Origin of the sequence: Actinokineospora spheciospongiae (genome assembly GCF_000564855.1) — a bacterium.
In the GTDB taxonomy this organism is placed as follows: Bacteria; Actinomycetota; Actinomycetes; order Mycobacteriales; family Pseudonocardiaceae; genus Actinokineospora; species Actinokineospora spheciospongiae.
The window spans coordinates 28,626-45,452 of the sequence record NZ_AYXG01000020.1; the positions used below are offsets into that span (position 1 = coordinate 28,626).

12 protein-coding genes are annotated in these 16,827 nt (G+C 73.0%); 10 read left to right on the forward strand and 2 right to left on the reverse strand.

Features of this window, described 5'->3' with window-relative positions; translation table 11 throughout:
* Positions 1–13 precede the first annotated feature (13 nt).
* From UO65_RS02420 to UO65_RS02460, 9 genes are read left to right on the forward strand one after another with little or no spacing between them, the layout of a single operon-like run.
* Positions 14–982 (forward strand): alpha/beta hydrolase family protein, encoded by a 969-nt coding sequence (locus UO65_RS02420; RefSeq protein ID WP_200873283.1) that lies wholly within the window; start codon positions 14–16, stop codon positions 980–982.
* Positions 972–6,116 (forward strand): caspase family protein, encoded by a 5,145-nt coding sequence (locus UO65_RS02425; RefSeq protein WP_035278300.1) that lies wholly within the window; start codon positions 972–974, stop codon positions 6,114–6,116. The genes UO65_RS02420 and UO65_RS02425 overlap by 11 nt, the downstream gene beginning before the upstream one ends.
* Before the next feature lie 10 nt (positions 6,117–6,126).
* Positions 6,127–7,695, forward strand: a complete 1,569-nt coding sequence (locus UO65_RS02430) for a thymidylate synthase (RefSeq protein WP_035278302.1) — start codon at positions 6,127–6,129, stop codon at positions 7,693–7,695.
* Positions 7,692–8,438, forward strand: a complete 747-nt coding sequence (locus UO65_RS02435; RefSeq protein ID WP_035278303.1) for an HAD family hydrolase — start codon at positions 7,692–7,694, stop codon at positions 8,436–8,438. The genes UO65_RS02430 and UO65_RS02435 overlap by 4 nt, the downstream gene beginning before the upstream one ends.
* Complete coding sequence (locus UO65_RS02440; protein ID WP_052020525.1) at positions 8,435–9,064, forward strand: hypothetical protein; 630 nt, start codon at positions 8,435–8,437, stop codon at positions 9,062–9,064. Before UO65_RS02435 ends, UO65_RS02440 begins: the two co-directional genes overlap by 4 nt.
* A gap of 46 nt (positions 9,065–9,110) precedes the next feature.
* Positions 9,111–12,134 (forward strand): metallophosphoesterase, encoded by a 3,024-nt coding sequence (locus tag UO65_RS02445; RefSeq protein WP_035278304.1) that lies wholly within the window; start codon positions 9,111–9,113, stop codon positions 12,132–12,134.
* Positions 12,135–12,182: 48 nt separating this feature from the next.
* The gene (gene thyA / locus UO65_RS02450) at positions 12,183–13,076 is read left to right on the forward strand and encodes a thymidylate synthase (RefSeq protein ID WP_035278305.1); all 894 of its coding nucleotides are present in this window, start codon (positions 12,183–12,185) and stop codon (positions 13,074–13,076) included.
* The gene (locus UO65_RS02455; protein ID WP_035278306.1) at positions 13,073–13,579 is read left to right on the forward strand and encodes a dihydrofolate reductase; all 507 of its coding nucleotides are present in this window, start codon (positions 13,073–13,075) and stop codon (positions 13,577–13,579) included. The genes thyA and UO65_RS02455 overlap by 4 nt, the downstream gene beginning before the upstream one ends.
* A gap of 2 nt (positions 13,580–13,581) precedes the next feature.
* Complete coding sequence (locus tag UO65_RS02460) at positions 13,582–14,028, forward strand: HIT family protein (protein ID WP_035278307.1); 447 nt, start codon at positions 13,582–13,584, stop codon at positions 14,026–14,028.
* Here the strand turns inward: UO65_RS02460 and UO65_RS02465 are convergent.
* Complete coding sequence (locus UO65_RS02465) at positions 14,003–14,869, reverse strand: deoxycytidylate deaminase (RefSeq protein WP_035278308.1); 867 nt, start codon at positions 14,867–14,869, stop codon at positions 14,003–14,005. The two genes, UO65_RS02460 and UO65_RS02465, sit on opposite strands and share 26 nt — an antisense overlap.
* Positions 14,869–15,465, reverse strand: coding sequence for an adenylyltransferase/cytidyltransferase family protein (locus UO65_RS02470; protein WP_161784409.1), 597 nt, complete (start codon positions 15,463–15,465; stop codon positions 14,869–14,871). Before UO65_RS02470 ends, UO65_RS02465 begins: the two co-directional genes overlap by 1 nt.
* A 710-nt stretch (positions 15,466–16,175) precedes the next feature.
* Between UO65_RS02470 and UO65_RS02475 the strand changes: the two genes are divergently transcribed.
* Positions 16,176–16,823, forward strand: a complete 648-nt coding sequence (locus tag UO65_RS02475) for a hypothetical protein (RefSeq protein WP_035278309.1) — start codon at positions 16,176–16,178, stop codon at positions 16,821–16,823.
* The last annotated feature ends 4 nt before the right edge of the window (positions 16,824–16,827 follow it).

Genomic DNA, 16,827 nt, shown 5'->3' on the forward strand with positions numbered 1-16,827 from the left:
TCGCTGGGGGACCGTGACCGCCGGTTCGAACGGGCACCCCGGTTGGGAGGCGATTGCGCTGCCTGGGATCGTCTGCGTGCACGGCATCGGCCAGCAGCTCAAGGGGCAGGAGACGATCCGCGCGGAGTGGTCTTCCCGCCTGCGCGACGGTGCGCGGCTGGCGGCGAGCGGCCTGGCCGGGACCGAGGTCGCCGAACGCCTGTCCGACACCGACACCGACATCGGGTTCGCGTTCTACGGCGACGCCTTCCGCCAGCCGGGGCAGACCCTGGGCGTCGGCGATCCGCTGCCGACCGCGGCCGACCTGACCGAGTACGAGCGGGAACTGCTGTCCGAGTGGTGGCGGGTCGCGGCCGAGACCGACCCCGCCGTCGTCCGGGCCGACGAGCGGACACTCGTGCGCGCGCCCCGGGCGGTGCAGACCGCGCTGCGGGTCCTCAGCGGCTCGGCGTTCTTCGCGGGCCTCTCCGAGCGGGCGATGATCGGCAACCTCGTCCAGGTCCGGCGCTACTTCACCGAGCCGCAGACGCGGGCCGCGATCCAGCAGCGGGTCGCCGACTCCGTGGACGGCGGCACCCGGGTCATCGTCGCGCACTCGCTGGGGTCGGTCATCGCCTACGAGGCGCTGTGCGCGCACCCGGAGTGGCCGGTCCGGGCGCTGGTGACCCTGGGCTCCCCGCTCGGTGTCCCGAACCTCATCTTCGACCGCCTCCGCCCGGCGCCGGTCGCCGCGGCGGACGGGCGGCGCCGGGGTGCTTGGCCGGGGTCGGTGTCGGCGTGGGCCAACGTCGCCGACGCCGGTGACGTCGTCGCGCTCGTGAAGGACCTGCGACCGCTGTTCGGCCCCCGCGTGGTCTCGTCCATCGTCCACAACGGAGCCAAAGCGCACGACGTCCGGCCCTACCTCACCGCGCCGGAGACCGGGCGCGGCATCCTGGCGGGCCTCGTCGACGACGTGCCCGAGAGCGACCATGGCGGCTGAGCGGCCGACGGGAGCGGCCCCCGGCGCCCGCAGGCACCTGCTCACCGGGGTCGTCCGCCACTACCGGCACGACGAGTCCCTGAACCGGGACGGGCTGATCGACGACCAGCGCCGCGTCGTGGACTTCTTCGCCGAGTTCGACTACGAGCACCTGCCGGTCATCCCGGAGAACCCCACCCGCGCGGAACTCCTGGATGCCCTGCGCGAGTTCTCCTTCCACGGCGAACGCCGTCCCGACGACTTCGTCGTGCTCTACCTGGCGGGCCACGGTGATGTGCTCCCCGGCGGCCCCTACGGCGGCGACCTCGCCCTGCTGATGGCCGACGTGGACCCGCTGGACATCCGGCCGAGGTCGGTCAAGATCACCGAAGTGGCCGAGTCCATGCTCGCCGAGACCAGGGTGCACCGGCTGCTGCTCGTCGTGGACGCCTGCTTCTCCGGTCAGGCGGCGGTCGACTTCACCCGCGCGATCGGCGGTTACTCCGGCGACGAGACCGACCTCGACCTCACCGGGGAGCGCTACGGGCACGCGGTGATCGGCGCGACCCTGCCGAACCAGTTGGCCACCCAGGGCGTCTTCACCCGGGCGCTGACCGACGCCCTGCGGGACCTGCGGGAGAGCAGGGGCCCGCAGGCCCCGATCAGCCTCGACGACATCCAGGTCGAGCTGCACCAGCGCATGCCTCCCGCGCAGCGGACCAACTTCGCCCTGCTCGCCAGGCGCAGCAGCGGAATCCCCGACTTCCTGTCCGGCCCCGACCGGCGCCCGGCCGCGCGCCCGGCCGAGCCGAAGAGCAGGCGCAGGCTGCGCGAGGAGGAGCTGCGGGAGAGGTTCTTCCCGCACGTCGGCGAGTTCGTCGGTCGGGTCGAAGCCAGGCGGGAGGTCGTCCGGTGGCTCGCCGACCCCGCGGACGGGTCGCCGATCGTCGTCGTGGGCGACCCGGGGTCGGGCAAGACGACCCTGCTGGGCTGGCTCGCCGCCGTGTGCCACCCCGAGTACGCGCCGATGGCCGCCCGCGACGGGCACCCCACGCCCGGGATGGGCGCGATCGACGCCGCGGTGCACGCCGGGGGCCGGACGGGGGTGGACGTCCTGGCCGCGATCGCGGCGGCCGGGGGGATCGCGGGGATCGACGAGGAGGCGGGGCCGCACGCGGTCATGCCCGCGGTCCTGGCGGAGCTGCGCGACCGCGAGACGCCGCTGGTGGTCCTCGTCGACGCCCTCGACGAGGCGTCCCAGCCCACGTCGCTGGTCGAGGACGTCCTCATCCCGCTGAGCACCGGCTGCGCGGGCCGCGTCCGGCTGCTGCTCGGTGCCCGACCGCGGGTCCTGGCGGGCTTCGCGGGCACCGCGCACGTGCGGGTCGACCTCGACTCGCCCCGGTTCGCCGATCCAGGCAGCCTGCGGCGGGTGGTGCGCAGGCGCCTGGTCCGCGACCGGGAGGGGCTGGACGAGGACCAGGTCGAAGCGGTGACAGCCGTGATCGCCGAGGTCGCGGGCCGCTCCTTCTACCTGGCGTGCCTGGTCGCCGACAAGCAGGGGGCGTCGGACGGGCTGCCGGACCCCGCCGACCCGGTCTGGCGGTCGAGCCTCCCGCGCGACACCGGCACGGCGATGCGCGAGGACCTGGTCGGCAGGCTCGGCGGCGGCGCCGAACGGGCCATCGACCTGTTGCGCCCCCTGGCCTACGCCCAGGGCGGCGGGCTGCCGTGGGAGGCGGTCTGGCTCGCCCTGGCGAACGCCCTGGACCCCGGGGGCGGCCACCGGGCCACCGACCTGCTGGACGTCCGGGGCAACGCGGCGTCGTACGTGGTGCCTGCCGGGCAGCTCGACGGCAGGGCGCTCTTCCGGTTGTTCCACAAGTCGCTGGCGGACCTCCTGCTCGCGGGCCGCGACGAGGTCGAGGACGAGCGCCGGATCGTCACGGCCCTGGTCGCGGGCGTGCCCAGGCACGACGACGGGACCCCGGACTGGGCCGCCGCGCACCCGTACGTCCGGACCCACCTGGTCGGGCACGCGGTCCGGGCGGGGCGCATCGACGAACTCGTGCGGCTGCCCGGGTTCCTGCTCGTGGCCGAACCGGTGCGGCTGCTCTCCGCCCTCGACCGGACGGTCGGCGCGCCCGCGCGCGCGGCGGCGAACGCCTACCGGCGGGCGCTCCCGGCGCTGCGCGCGCACGGTCCGCAGGAGGGCCCGGCCCACCTGGGGCTGGCGGCGCGCTGCGTCCGCGCCGACCGGTTCGCCGACGCCATCGCGGTCGACCACGCCTCCTGGCGGGCGCGCTGGGCGGCCTGGCAGCCACAGCACCCGCACGTGCCGATCAGGGTCTGCCAGGGCGCGATCAACGCCGTGGCCGTCGCCGCGGTCGACGGGCGCCACCTGGTCGTCTCGGGGAGCGAGGACGGCGTGCTGCGGGTGTGGGACGGGCAGACCGGCGCGCTGTTCCGGCAGCCGGTCACCGCGCACGCGGACGCGGTCAACGCGCTGGCCGTCACCAGGTCGGGCACCAGGCAGGTCATCGTCTCCGCGGGCTCGGACGCGCGGGTGACCGCGTGGGACCTGAAGACCGGCGAGCCCGTCGGCCGTCCCCTGCGCGCCCACACCGGCGGGGTGCGGGCAGTCGCCGTGGTGGTCCTGGACGGCGAAGCGGTGGTGGTCTCCGCCGGTGACGACCTGGCCGTCCACGTGTCCCGCCTGGGCACCGACGAGCTGCTCGGCCCGCCGTTCCGCGGTCACCGGCACCCCGTCACGGCCATCGCCTGCGACCCGGGGGGCACCACCGCGGCCTCCGCGGACGAGGGGGGCCGGGTCCTGGTCTGGGGCCTGTGGGACGACACCCCCACGCCGGTGGAACTCAACCACCCGCGGTCGGTCCGCACCGTGGGGTTCGCGGAGGTCGATGGTCACCCGGTGGTGGTGACGGGCTGCCACGACACCAAGATCCGGGTGTGGGACCCGCGCACCGGTTCGCTGGTCCGGGAGCCGATCACCGGGCACAGCAGGGCGGTGCTGTCCGTGGCGGCGGGTGTCGTCGGCGGTCGCCCCGTGGTGGCCTCCGGCAGCGCGAGCGGCACGATCAGGGTGTTCGACCGCGCCACGCACGCCGAGGTGGGCGACGCGATCACCGGGCACAGCGGTCCGGTGCGGGCGCTCGCGTTCGCCACCTTCGGCACCCGCCCGGTGGTGGTCTCCGGGTCGGCCGACGGCACCGTCCGGATCTGGGACGTCGGGGCCCCGGACCTCGACGGCGACCCCTTCGCGGGCGCCCAGCCCGCGAGCCAGGCCCTCGCGGTGACCACCCTGGACGACTGCCCCGTGGTGATCGCGGGCGGCACCGGTTCAACGGTGCGGGTGTGGGACCTGGAGACCGGCATCACCATCCGGCGGGCCTACGCGGGGCACCGCAGGACGGTGACCGCCGTGGCCGCGGCGCGCACCGGTTCCCGCCACGTCGTGGTCAGCGGCGACGCGGGCGGCGAGGTGCACGTCTGGGACCTGGTGCCGCCCGGCTCGGCCGCCCGGCACACCACCCACCGGCAGCGCGTGACCGGCCTCTGCGTCGCCGAACTCGCCGGGGAGGCCGTCGTGGTCTCGGGGAGCCTGGACCGCACCGTGCGCGTGCGGTCCCTCGCGAGCGGCGCGGAGGTGGGGGAGCCCTACCGGGCGAGCGGGTCGGCGGTGCGCTGCCTGGCGGTGGGGCGGCTGGGCGCCGCGACGGTGGTGATCATCGGGGAGGACCGGGTGGTCCGGGTCTGGGACCTCGCCACCCGCACCCCGGTCGGCCGCCCCTTCGCGGAGCACGAGGGCAACGTCTCGACCGTGGCCCTGGTGGAGGACGCGGGCAGGTCACTCGTCGTCTCCGGGGACGAGCGGGGGACCGTGCGGGTCTGGGACCTGGCCGGTCGAACCGCGGACGGGCAGCCGTTCCACGGGCACGACCGGGCTGTCCGGGCACTCGCGCACGCCCGGGTGGGCGGGCGGCGCGTGGTCTTCTCCGGCGGGGCCGACCAGGCGGTCCACGCGTGGGACCTGGGCACCGGGGCACCGGTCGGCCGGGGGTCGATCGACCACGGCGATCGGGTCGGCGCGCTGGTGGTGGCCGACCTCGACCACCGGCCCACCGTCGTCTCCGGCGGCGTCGACAACCCGATCGGGGTGTGGGACGCCGCCACCGGTGCGGAGCGGTTCGGCCGCCACTCGCACTGGGTGCGGGCGGTCGCGGTCGGCCCACTCGGGAACCGGCCGGTCGTGGCGTCCGGCAGCGTCGACGCCACGCTCCGGATCTGGGACCTGGAGTCCGGGCGACCGGTCTCCGCGCCCCTGCGCGGGCACACCCGCGGTGTGCGGGACGTGGTGGTCGCGCGGTTCGCCGACGGCCGGTCGGTCCTGGTCTCCGGCGGGGACGACCAGTCGGTCCGCGCCTGGGAGCCGGTCGACGGCGTCGTGACCGGCAGGCAGCTCGGCACCCATTCCGACTGGGTGCGCGCGCTGGCCGTCTCCGAGGTCGACGGGGTGCCCGTCGTGGTCTCCGGCGGGGACACCACGGTGCGCACCTGGTCGCTCGACGGCGGCGGAGCCGACAGCCCGCCGTACACGGGGCACACCGCGTGGATACGCGCCGTGGCGACCAGCCGACTCGCCGGTGGCGAGCCGGTGGTGGTGTCCGCCGCCGCCGACGCGGCGGGCATCCACGTCTGGGACGTGGTCCGGAAGGAACCGGTCAGCGCGCCCTTCGACGGCCACGCCCAGCCGGTCCGGGCGCTGACCGCGGTCGACTTCGCCGGGCGCCGGGTCGTGGTCTCCGCGGACGACGGCGGCACCGTCCTCGCCTGGGACCTCGAGACCGGGGAGTTGGTCGCCGACCCGCTGACCCGCCGCTTCCCCGACGTCGGCGTGGTGACGACCGCGACCCCCGCGGGGCGGGTGCCGGTCGCGGGCCCGGACGGCGTGCGGGTGGTGGTGGCCGCGCGAGGGCGGGCACACGTGCTGCGGCTGTCCACCGCGGGCCGGTGGCGGGCGGAGTGCGCTGTGGACGCCCAGAGCGATGTGCTCTCCGCGGCGCTGTACGGTCGGGATTCGCTCGTCCTGGGCTGCGAGCTCGGGGTGGTGGCAATCCGCTTGGCGACGTGGTGAAGGGGCGCGGATGACTCTGACCTTCAAACCCCTCCACCACGGCGACCGGATCGAGATGGTCAACCCGGCCGGGGACGTCGGCCTGATCACGCTGTGGTCACCCGTCCCCGTGGCGCGGCGCAGGCTCGCCGCGACCGTCCCCGGAATCCTGGACCCGGCGGGCAGCCGGGTGGCGGTCGTCGCCAACCTCTACGGCGACGGCATGTACGCGATGTTCTGCAACCTGCTGTTCAACCCCCAGGTCCGCCACCTGGTGGCGGTCGGTGAGGACCTCGGCCAGCCCACGTGCCGGGAGATCGAGGCCTTCCTCCGCGACGGCCTGGAGGACACCACCCTGCTGGGCAGGCGCCTCAAGCGGATTCGCGGTGAGAACAGGTTGTTCCCCGACATCGCGGAATTCGACGCGGACAGGCTGCGGCGGACCATCAGCTTCCGGAACTTCGGCAGGCTCTCCGGTGAGCAGCCCACGCCGGGATTGGCCGACCACCTCGACTCGCTGCCCCGCGCGCCGCAGGAGTCGCTGCCCGAGCGGGTGCGGGTGGACATCCCGGAGTTCGAGGCCGACGCGTACGAGTACCGGCCCTCCCAGCCCGCGGCGCACCACGTCGTCCGCCGGGGCCCGCTGGACTGCTGGGAGGAACTCGTGGTCCGAGGCATCCGCTTCGGCGTCCCGGTGGTGCTGGACAACGGTCCGCGCCTGGAGTTGCTGAACGCGAAGGCAGTCATCACCGAACCCGAGCACGAATCGGACGAACTGCTCGGCAGGTACGGCTTCCGGCTCGACCGGATGCTCGCCTACCAGGAGGCGATCCTGGACCCGGAACTGCCCGACGGGATCTCCTACACCTACGGCAACCGGCTCCGCGGCCACTTCGGGGACGACCGGGGCGGGCAGGACACGCTGGAAGCGGTCGTCGACCTGCTGCGCGACGACCCGGAGACGCGCCAGGCCTACATCTCGCTGTGGGACACGGAAGCCGACCTCCCCGCCGCCGGGGCGCCCAGGCCGGGGTCGCGACCGTGCCTGACGACGATCTTCTTCCGCCGCGCGGCGGGGAAGCTGACGCTCACCGCCACCTACCGCTCGCACAACCTGCTGACCGCGTGGCTGCAGAACGTCTACGGCCTGATGGCGATCCAGCGGCACGTGGCCGACCGCGTCGGCGTCCCGGTGGGGCCGGTGACGGTCATCAGCCACTCCCTCGGGATCGACCCCCGCAGCCCGCGCTACGAACTCGGGCGCGGCATCGCGGAGAACTGGCGGACCGACGAGGACCTGGACCGGGCCCGGGACCGGCACGCGCTGCGCCAGGACCCGAACGGCTACTTCGTCGTCGACGTCGACGAGGACGAGGACTGCCTGGTCGTCGAGCACCGGTACGCGGGGCTGCTGATCAAGCAGTACCGGTCCGACCGCGCCGCCGTGATCGAGCGGGCCATCATCGGCGACATGGGGGTCAGCCTGGTGTCGCACGCCTTCTGGCTCGGCCGCGAACTGGCCACGAAGGAACAGGCCCTGCGGGAACGGCGCAAGAGCCGGGTTTCCTCGGCGGCGCCGGACGGGGCGGCGCGCCGGTGACGGGCGAACTGATCGTGTTCGACCTGGGGTCCACGCTCGTCGACGGCCCGGAGAAGGGGCCCGCGGGCCGCGTCGTCGCAGCCCTCGGCCTGCCCCGCGCCGCCAAGGGGCGCCTCCACGAAGCGCTGATGACCAGGCCGTTCGAGAGGCCCGGTGAGGTCGCGGACCTCCTCCGGCGGGAGTACGGCGCCACCGGCGACCAGGTCGACCGGCAGGTCGCCGACGTCTGGGCGGCGCAGGAGGACGACGCCGTCCCGGTGCCGGGCGCGCTGGAGGCGCTGGCGGGCCTGGCGGACGGCGGGTACCGGTTCGCGCTGGCCTCCAACATCTGGCACCCCTACCTGGTGTCGGCGCGCAAGCACCTGGGCCACTTCTTCGACAGCCACATACCGAGCGGTCACCAGTTCTTCTCGTACCGCGCCGGGTGCGCCAAGCCCTCGCCGCGGCTGCTCGAACAGGTCCTGCGCGCGACCGGGGTCCCGGCAGGCAGCGCGGTGATGGTCGGGGACTCCCACACCAACGACGTCGCACCCGCGCTGGCCCTGGGGATGCGCGCGGTCTGGGTCCTGCGCGAGCCCCACCGGGAGGTGCCCGCGCTGGTGGGCGCCGTGAACGGGACCGCGCCGAGACCGTCCCTGGCGATCGCGTCCATCGCCGGACTCACCGACCAGGCGATCGCCGCCGCGTTCGCCGCCGCCCCGGACGCCGTCGACCACAACCCGAACCCGGAGAAGTCCTCGTGAAACCCATCCTGGTCGAACCCTTCGACCGAACGCACCTGCTCGACCGGGTGCGGCAGACGCGACTGCGCGGGTTCGACCGGCGCCAGGTCTACCGGGACGCCGTCGTCGAACTCGCCCCTCCCACCAGCACCGACGCGTTCACCCCGGCGCAGAACTACGTCCTGCGCCCCACCGTCGACACGATCCTGGCGCTGCGGGCGAACCTGCTGGACGAGGGGATCGACCTGTTCGCCCTCGACGGCGGCGCCCACGTCCGGATGCAGGACAACCCGGACGAGGTCGTACCGGTCATCCCGCCCGTCGTCGAGGAGTCCCGCGAACCCGACGGCCGCACCGTGCTGGTGGTCAACGACGGGCTCCACCGCCTGTTCGCCGCCCGCTCGGTCGGCCTGCCCATCTCGGTCGTGCTCATCCGCGACGTCCCGCCCGACTGCCCGTACTACGCCTACGCGTTGCGCGACGGCTGGTCCCAGGTGGCCGAGCTGGACGAACTCCCGGACACGCACCAGAAGAAGGAATACCGGGTGCCCGGTAACTACAAAGCCCTCTTCCGCGACTTCAACGAACAGTTCCCCGGGGTGCAGAAGCAGCGCAAGCGGTCGAACCCCGCTCACATCAGCGAGTAGCCGCGCGCGCACGCGCGGCAGGCGGCAGGCGGCAGGAGGATCGTGGATGTGGCTCGTTGACGACGGGTTCCTCCGGGGCGTCGCCAGTGGCGAGTCGCCCTGGGTGCGCACGGTGGAGGTCCCGAGGGACCGGCCGTACTTCGACATCGAGGCCGTGGCCGACGTCCGCCAGGACCGGCCGGGCGAGGGCGGCTTCCTCGAGCGCTTCCGGCGGCTGCGCCGCCCGTTCAACGAGGGTCGGCCGTGCCACCTGCTGGTGAGCTGCGGCGACCTGGTCCCGGCGCGGTCAGCCCGGCCGGGGCAGGACGAGGACTGGGGCGAGGAGTTCGCCCGACTGCGCCCCTCGGTCTCCGAGGTGCTCGCGGTGCCGGGGAACCACGACATCGCCCGCGACCCCGGGGGAGCGCACTTCCACCGGCGCCTGCTGCCGAGGCTCCTGGCCAACGCCGAGGTCCTGGACGAGCCGCGCGACCTCCCGGTCGCCTCGGTGACGCGCGTCCGCTTCGCGGGGGAGGAGGCGGCGGAACCGCTCGCCCACGTCGTGGTCATCGGGTTCGACTCCACCACCGCGGAGCACGCGAACCACTTCATCGAGGACCACGGGCAGATCGGCCGCGAGCAGACCGCGGCCTCCCTCGAACTCGTCCGCACGCTCGCGCGCACGATCGCCGGGAACACCCCGCTCTACGTCATCGGGGTGGCCCACCACCACCTCCTGGCCAGCCAGGACCGGGCCTTCCCCGCCCAGGTCGCCCGAGGCGGTCTGGAGAGCCGCGCGGCGACCCTGGAGTGCCGGGAGAACCCGGCGGCCGGTGGCGTCTCGGCGCTCTGCCGCACCAACCACATGATCGCGACGACGACGGCCGGGGACCTGGTCGACGGCCCGGCCTTCCTGGCCCACTGCCGCGACCTCAGGATGTCCCTGGTCCTGCACGCACACATGCACAGGCGCGAGGTGGCCACCCTGTCCACCGCGGCGCTGGCCCCCGGCGAACGACCGACCGGGATCACCGTCGTGGCCTGCCCGCCCTTCGCGCCGGACCTGCGCTCGTCCGGCATGGCCCGGGTGCGGGTCAACGTGTGGAAGGGCGAGGCGGAGGTCGCGTTCAGCCACGACGACGAGTTCGACGGCCCGAGCAGGCCCATCCAGGTCGTGCGGCCCCTGGTGTCCGCCTCCCGGGTGACGCCCGCGGAACGCCGCCTGCACGAAACCGTGACCGGGCTGCTGGCGGACAGCGCGCGGACCGCGGGCGCGTCGCCGGTCGCCGGGTTGTCGGAGTTCACCGCGCACGTCGCCCGCACCTGGGAGGAGACGGGCTACGTCGCCCTCTGCAACCCGGACGGCTCGTTCCCCGCGCTGCCCGCCGCCCGCAGGACGACCTACTTCCTGCTCCTGCTGCTCCGCGAGCGCGTCACGGGCGGCCACGACATCCTCCTCAACAACCACACCCCGCTGCGCCCCTCGCAGATCGGTGACTGGGAATCGCTGCTGCTGCCCGCGTTCAAGAACGTGCGCGCCCTGCTCGAACACCTCCGCGACGACGTGCTCAGGCAGGTGGTCGACCAGGCCGAGGACCTGGAGAAGGCGGCGCACGTCCGCGCGTTCGAGGAGGCCGCCGGACGGATACTCGACGAACGCGGCAGCACCGGCGAGGACACCTGGGCGGATCAGCTTCGGGAGGTCGCCACCTTCACGAAGCGGAAGATATCGCCGACGACCGGTCACGTGACCGAGTACGAGTACCAACTCGTGACGCTGCTGCCGCTGGTCCGGCGACCGGACCGGGAACCGCGGGCCGGGTCGACCGAGGCGGACCCGGACGCGCGGCGGGAGCAGCGGCACCGCGACTTCGACGCCATCATGGACTGGCTCAACGAGCTGCCCTCGGTGCGCCGCCACGGCGACCGGGCGCGGGGTGCGCGCATCCCGATCGAGGCGTTGCGGCCCGGCGGTTCCGGTATGCGCTGGGAACCCGCGGGGACCTCCGGCGACCGGCCCCGGGTGCGGGCGGCGGACACGGTGCACCGGGTGCCGCCGGGCGGCGTCTGGTTCCCGGTGCCGGACGGCGACGACGAGCGGGACGACTCGCTGTGGCGGCAGTGCCCCTCCATCGTGGCCCGCAACGCCGACGTGATGACCTGGGTGGAGGACGACCTGATCAGGCGCAGGACCCTGGCGGGCGGGTCGTTCCCGCCGGAACTGGTCGTCGGGAAGCTGGGGACCGGCGGCAACCGGATTCGGGTCGTGGGGCCGCGGTTCCCGTTCGAGGTGCCGCCGGGCGGGCGCGGACCGGCGGCGGACGTGCCGTCCACCTGCACGGTCGACGCGATCGCCAAGGTCAGGTACGTGGACGGGTACGACCTCGAGGGGCAGCACCCCTACGCGGGACTGGAGACCAAGCGGGTGTTCCTGGTCCGGCAGGAGGTCCCCGCGTGGCGCGGCACCAGGCAGGTCCTCCTCGTCTTCGACGCCGACGCGTTCGACCGCGGTGTCGTGCCGCGGCTGCGCGCCGACGCGGCGCTCGGCGTCCTCCGGCCGGTCCAGCGGTACGTGCTCAGGGCGGGGCTCGAACGCGCGAACGAGCTGTACGAGCAGGTCCTCGGCGGGCTGGACGACGAGTGGGGGTTCGTCCGCGTCCGCAAGGGCGACGCCCCGAAGCCGGTCACCGTGACCCCGCCCGTCATCGAGAACCTGCACCCGGACGACTGGGAGGACGAGCGGGGGAGCGGGGAGTTCATCGTCTGCGACGGCAACCACCGCGTGGTCGAGCTGGCGTGGAACCAGCGGATCGTGCTCCCGGCCATCGCCGTGGTCGGTGAGCCCGGGCAGCCCTACTACGCCCGCCCGTTCTCCCGGTACGAGTGGAGCCACACCGCCGAGAACGTGCGGGACCGGTCACCCGACCAGGCGTCGAAGTACGCGGTACGGAAAGTGGACTTGGAAACGCTCACCCCCTCCGCGCGGGAACGCCTTTCCCATTACCCGGCTTCGGAGCATTACCGCCGCTACTACCGCGACCTGACAGCGGGATTCGGGTACCTGGGCGGCCAAGGCGGCCGATACGTATAGGGCGCCCGAGCGCGGGGTAGGATGCCGCTCGTTGACATGGAGGTAAACATGGAGTACACGCCGTTCGAGCGACGTGACCCAGACGAGCAGTACCGGACGGTCCTGGCCAGGATCGTGGACGAGGGCGAAAAGGTCCCCACGAAACAGGGACCCCCGGCGTTGACCCTCATGCAGCAGGTGATGCGCTTCGAGTTGGGCAACGGTTTCCCAATGATCACCGAGCGGAGCGTGCGCTCTTTCTGGCGCAAGCCGATCGGTGAACTCTGCGCCTTCATCAACGGCGCGACCACCCTCGACGAATTCGAGGAATTCGGCTGCGACTGGTGGGGGGATTGGGCGACCCCGGCGAAGACGTCCTCCCGGGGCCTCCCGCCCGGCAGCATCGGCCCGGGTTCCTACGGCGGCGCCTTCCACGACTTCCCCACCCTGGAATCCGGGCCCTTCGACCAGTTCGCCCACCTGGTGGAGCAGATCCGGGAACTGCCGGACGTCAGGACGCACTTCGTCAGCCCGTGGATTCCGCAGTACCAGGTCCGCGGCGCGGGCAAGCGACCGCGCACCACGATCGCGCCCTGCCACGGCTGGGTGCACGTGCGCGTGCTCAACGGCCGCCTGCACCTGCACATGTTCCAGCGCTCCGGTGACGTCCCGGTCGGGGTCCCCTCGAACATGATCCAGTACGCCGCGCTGACCCTCATGCTCGAACACCTGACCGGCGTGCCGGCGGGCGTCTACTACCACACCATCTCCGACGCGCACGTCTACGACGACCAGCTCGACCAGGTGAAAACGATCATCGGGCGCGAATCGCGGAGGCTGCCCACCGTGCTGCTCAACGACGCGGGGCGCGCCGTCACCGACATCCACGACTTCCGGGCCGAGCACTTCGACCTCGCCGACTACGAGCCGCACGGCGGCCTGCGCATCCCGGTGTCGCCGTGAGGACGTCCCTGATCGTGGCGGCGGACGAGAACGACGTGATCGGGCGGGACAACGCCCTGCCGTGGCACCTCCCGGTGGACCTCGCCAGGTTCAAGCGGCTGACGATGGGGCACGCGCTGGTGGCGGGCCGCCACACGCACGAGAGCATCCTCGACCGGCTCGGGAAGCCGCTGCCCGGCCGCTTCACCGCCGTGGTCACGGGCAAACCCGACTACGCGGCGGGCGCGGGCGCCGCGAGCCAACCCAGTTGCCGATCGGCCCTCGGGCTCGCCCGGAGCGTGGAGGCGTTCGCGCAGCGCGACGAGGTCTTCGTCATCGGTGGGGCCCAGGTGTACGGGCAACTGCTCGACGACGTCGACCGGGTCTACCTGACGCGCGTGCACCAGCACCTGGACGACGGCGACGTCGCCATGCCCGCCGGGTGGCTGGGGGCGTTCGAGCTGACCGGTGGTGAGGAAAGCGGGGATTCCCGCTGCTCCTTCCTGACCTACGACCGGAGGTAGGCGTGGAGCTGTACTACCTGGGCAACTCCCGCCTGGAGGAGCAGCGCGCGGAGATGATCAGGCTGGAAGAGGCGGGCGTGTGCCTCTTCTGCCCCGGACACCGCCCCCAGGACCAGGTACCGCTCCTGCGCACCGACCACTGGTCGGTCATGCCCAACCGGTACCCGTACCAGGGCACCCGCGTGCACCTGATGCTCGTCCCGGACGAGCATGTCACGGACATGGCCGACCTGTCCGGGGAAGCCCAGGCGGACTTCTGGCCCACCCTGCGCTGGACGCGCGACCGCCACGGGCTCACCCACTACGGCATCGGCGTCCGCAACGGCGAATCCCGCTTCACCGGTGGGACGATCAAGCACCTCCACGTGCACGTCCTCACCGGGGACGTCGACGACCCGGAACACACCCCGGTGCGGATGAAGTTCAGCTCGCGCCCCCGGGAGGACTGAGCGCGGCGGTGTCCACCCAGACCAGCTCCACGCCCGCGGCGCGCAGGATCGAATCGCCGTCGAGCATCGAGTACGGGCCCGCGAAGTAGCAGCGGCGGAACCCGACCTCCGCGATCATCCTGGCGCACCCCGGGCACGGGAAGGTCGAGACGTAGAGGTCCGCGCCCGCGAGCTGTTCGCCCGACCCGGCCGCCCGGGCGACGAGCAGGGCCTCGGCGTGGATCGCCGTGGACAGATCGATGCGGACACCGCGGCTGAAGTCGTTGCGCGGGTCACCGTCGATGTAGGGCGTGTACTCGCTGGGGCGGTGCTGGTTGTGCTCGACACCGACGACCCTCCCGTCGCGCACGGCGACCGCGCCGACCTGCCGCCACCAGTCGGAGCTCAGCGCCGCGGCCCCCGCCGCCCGCGCCATCACGGCGAGGTCCCCGGCGTCCGCCGTCACCACCCCGTCGTAGTCCGGGGGGCGCTGGGCCAGGCTCCAGCTCCGGTCCCACCGCAGGAAGGTGCGCTCGTAGATGAGCTCGCGCCCCGAGTCCAGCCCGTGCCGGGCGACCAGGTCGCGGATGATCTCCTCGTCCGGGACCACCAGCAGGTCGGCGACGACGGCGTCGGCCAACCCGTCCCGCTCGACGACGGACACCGGGGGCCGGTCGCCCGACCCCCGCAGGTACCCCGCCGCGACCTCCGGGGCCAGTGCCCGGATCTCCTTCTTCAAGGCCGGGTAGTCCTCGGCGAAGCTGGTGCCCAGGAGCAGGACCTCGTCGGCGTCGGCGTGCCGGGAGAAGAACGCCTCGTACCCGGCGTGCAGGACCGGCAGGTACAGCAGGAGCTGCTTCATCAGGTCTTCCGGAACTCGTCGATCACGTCGTGGATCAGGTCGGGCAGCCGCTCGGCGAGGTGCTCGGACATGCGTTCGGCGAGGCCGAGCTGCAACAGCCGCAACCGCGCCGAGGTGCTCACCGTGGCCATCCGGTCCAGCACCTCGACGTGCCCGCAGTACTTCTCCTCCAGCTCGGCGATCTCCTCGGCCGAGTACGTCTCCGCGGTGGCGACCAGGACATCGGGCCGCACGGCGGAGATGAGCGACCACCGGGGCTCGTCGACGTGCTTGAGCGTCACCAGACCGACCCCGCGCTGGTGGGTGAGCATCCGCAGCCGCTCCGCCTCCGGCACCGCGGGCCGCCACGGCCCCTTGCGCTTGCGCACCTTCTCGTCGCTGTCCACGCCGACGATGAGGAAGTCCCCGAACCGCCGGGCGGCCTCCAGGTACATCGAATGGCCCTCGTGCAGGATGTCGAAGGTGCCGCTGGTGAGCACCACCTTCATCCCCAGGACGCGCAGCGCCTCCGCGATCTGGCTGATGGTCGCGTAATCCGACACGTAGCGGACGTCGAAGTTGGACGCGTCGGCAAACAATCCGCTGTTCGGAGCCATCAGTCTTCTTCCGCGCAGGTGAGCTGTCGATTCCGGGAAAGCACCGCGGCAGGCGGGCGGACGACGGCCCGGTGCCCGGATTCCACCCGCACAGCGCCTCCCGCCGATCGCCTCGTCGCCCATCCGGCAATATGCCGTGCGTCACTCCACCGGAGCACGGACTTCGCCGATGCTAGCCGCGCCCGGAAGTGTCGTGGCGGGCAGGTCGCTGCGAAACGCCGACCACGATCAACACCCGCGCCACCCCGAAACCGCCGCGCCGCCGCCCGCCGGTCCTGGCTGGCCGGGCTGACCTGGACCTGCCGGGCCGACGAGATCACCGAGGTGGCCCGTGCACCGCCGGGGTGGAGCGGAAAGCGGGACGCCACGCCATCGGAAGATGGGGTGAGCGTGGCTGCGGGACGCGCTGGAGCGGGCAAGCACGGCGACAGGACACACCGCGTGCCAGGCATCTGTCGGTTTCCACCGATCAGGTGGGCATCGGGTTCGGAAGGACCAGTGGTCTCGTCGACCGCGCACGCGTGGTGTGCGACCACCTTCCTGCCTCTGCCGGAATGCTGGTGAGGTGTTCCGTCGGCGGTTCAACAGGTTTCAACAGGAACTTCTCCGCGTCTCTTGTTCGATTTGCTCGTGCCGGTGTTGACTCGGTGGGGAACTTCGATCGACACGACGGTTGATTCCCGGCCATCGATGCGGAGGAGGGTATTGCGGTGGACGCCGGTACGCTCGTGAACGAGCTCGACCTCCCGGTCCGGCAGCACGTGGAGAACAACGAATTCCTCGCCGCCGCGCGGAACGGGCGACTGGACGAGAAGCAGGTCCAGCGGCTGGTGCAGGTCGAATTCCAGACGCAGGAGGCGGAATTCGCGACCTACCCGCTGCTGGCCGTGCGGTTCCGGCACGAGGTGCCCGCGGGCCTGTTCGTCCACGTCGCCGACACGATTCTGCGGGCCAGGCGGTTCCTGGTGCGGGACGTGGTGGGCGCGGTGGGGCTGGACGTGGAGGAGTTGCGGCGCGCACCGTTGTCGACGGCGACGCGGGAAGCAGCGGACATGTTCTCCTGGATGGGGTTGCACGCCGGTGCCGGTGAGGCGGCGCTGGTCGCCCGGACCGATTTCCTGCTGTGGACGGCGGCGTGCGCCGCGCTGCTGGACGTCCTGCCCGGCAGCGGCGTCCCCGAGGTGCTGATCTCGTACCTGGAGCAGTACGCCGAGCCGCCCGCGGCGGTCGTCGACGGCGCGGTGGAGGTCGTGGACTTCGCGTTGGCCGCGGGCGAGGAGGCGGACCGGGTGGTCCGCAGCGCGCCGGGGGTGGAACCGATGCTCGGCACCCTGTGGCACTTCGCCGCGGCGGGCTGAGCGG

Coding starts and splice junctions, on each gene's coding strand:
- UO65_RS02470 (WP_161784409.1), bottom strand. CDS start 15,465: ATGGCTCCGAACAGCGGATTGTTTGCCGACGCGTCCAACTTCGACGTC.
- UO65_RS02425 (WP_035278300.1), top strand. CDS start 972: ATGGCGGCTGAGCGGCCGACGGGAGCGGCCCCCGGCGCCCGCAGGCAC.
- UO65_RS02445 (WP_035278304.1), top strand. CDS start 9,111: ATGTGGCTCGTTGACGACGGGTTCCTCCGGGGCGTCGCCAGTGGCGAG.
- UO65_RS02465 (WP_035278308.1), bottom strand. CDS start 14,869: ATGAAGCAGCTCCTGCTGTACCTGCCGGTCCTGCACGCCGGGTACGAG.
- thyA (WP_035278305.1), top strand. CDS start 12,183: ATGGAGTACACGCCGTTCGAGCGACGTGACCCAGACGAGCAGTACCGG.
- UO65_RS02430 (WP_035278302.1), top strand. CDS start 6,127: ATGACTCTGACCTTCAAACCCCTCCACCACGGCGACCGGATCGAGATG.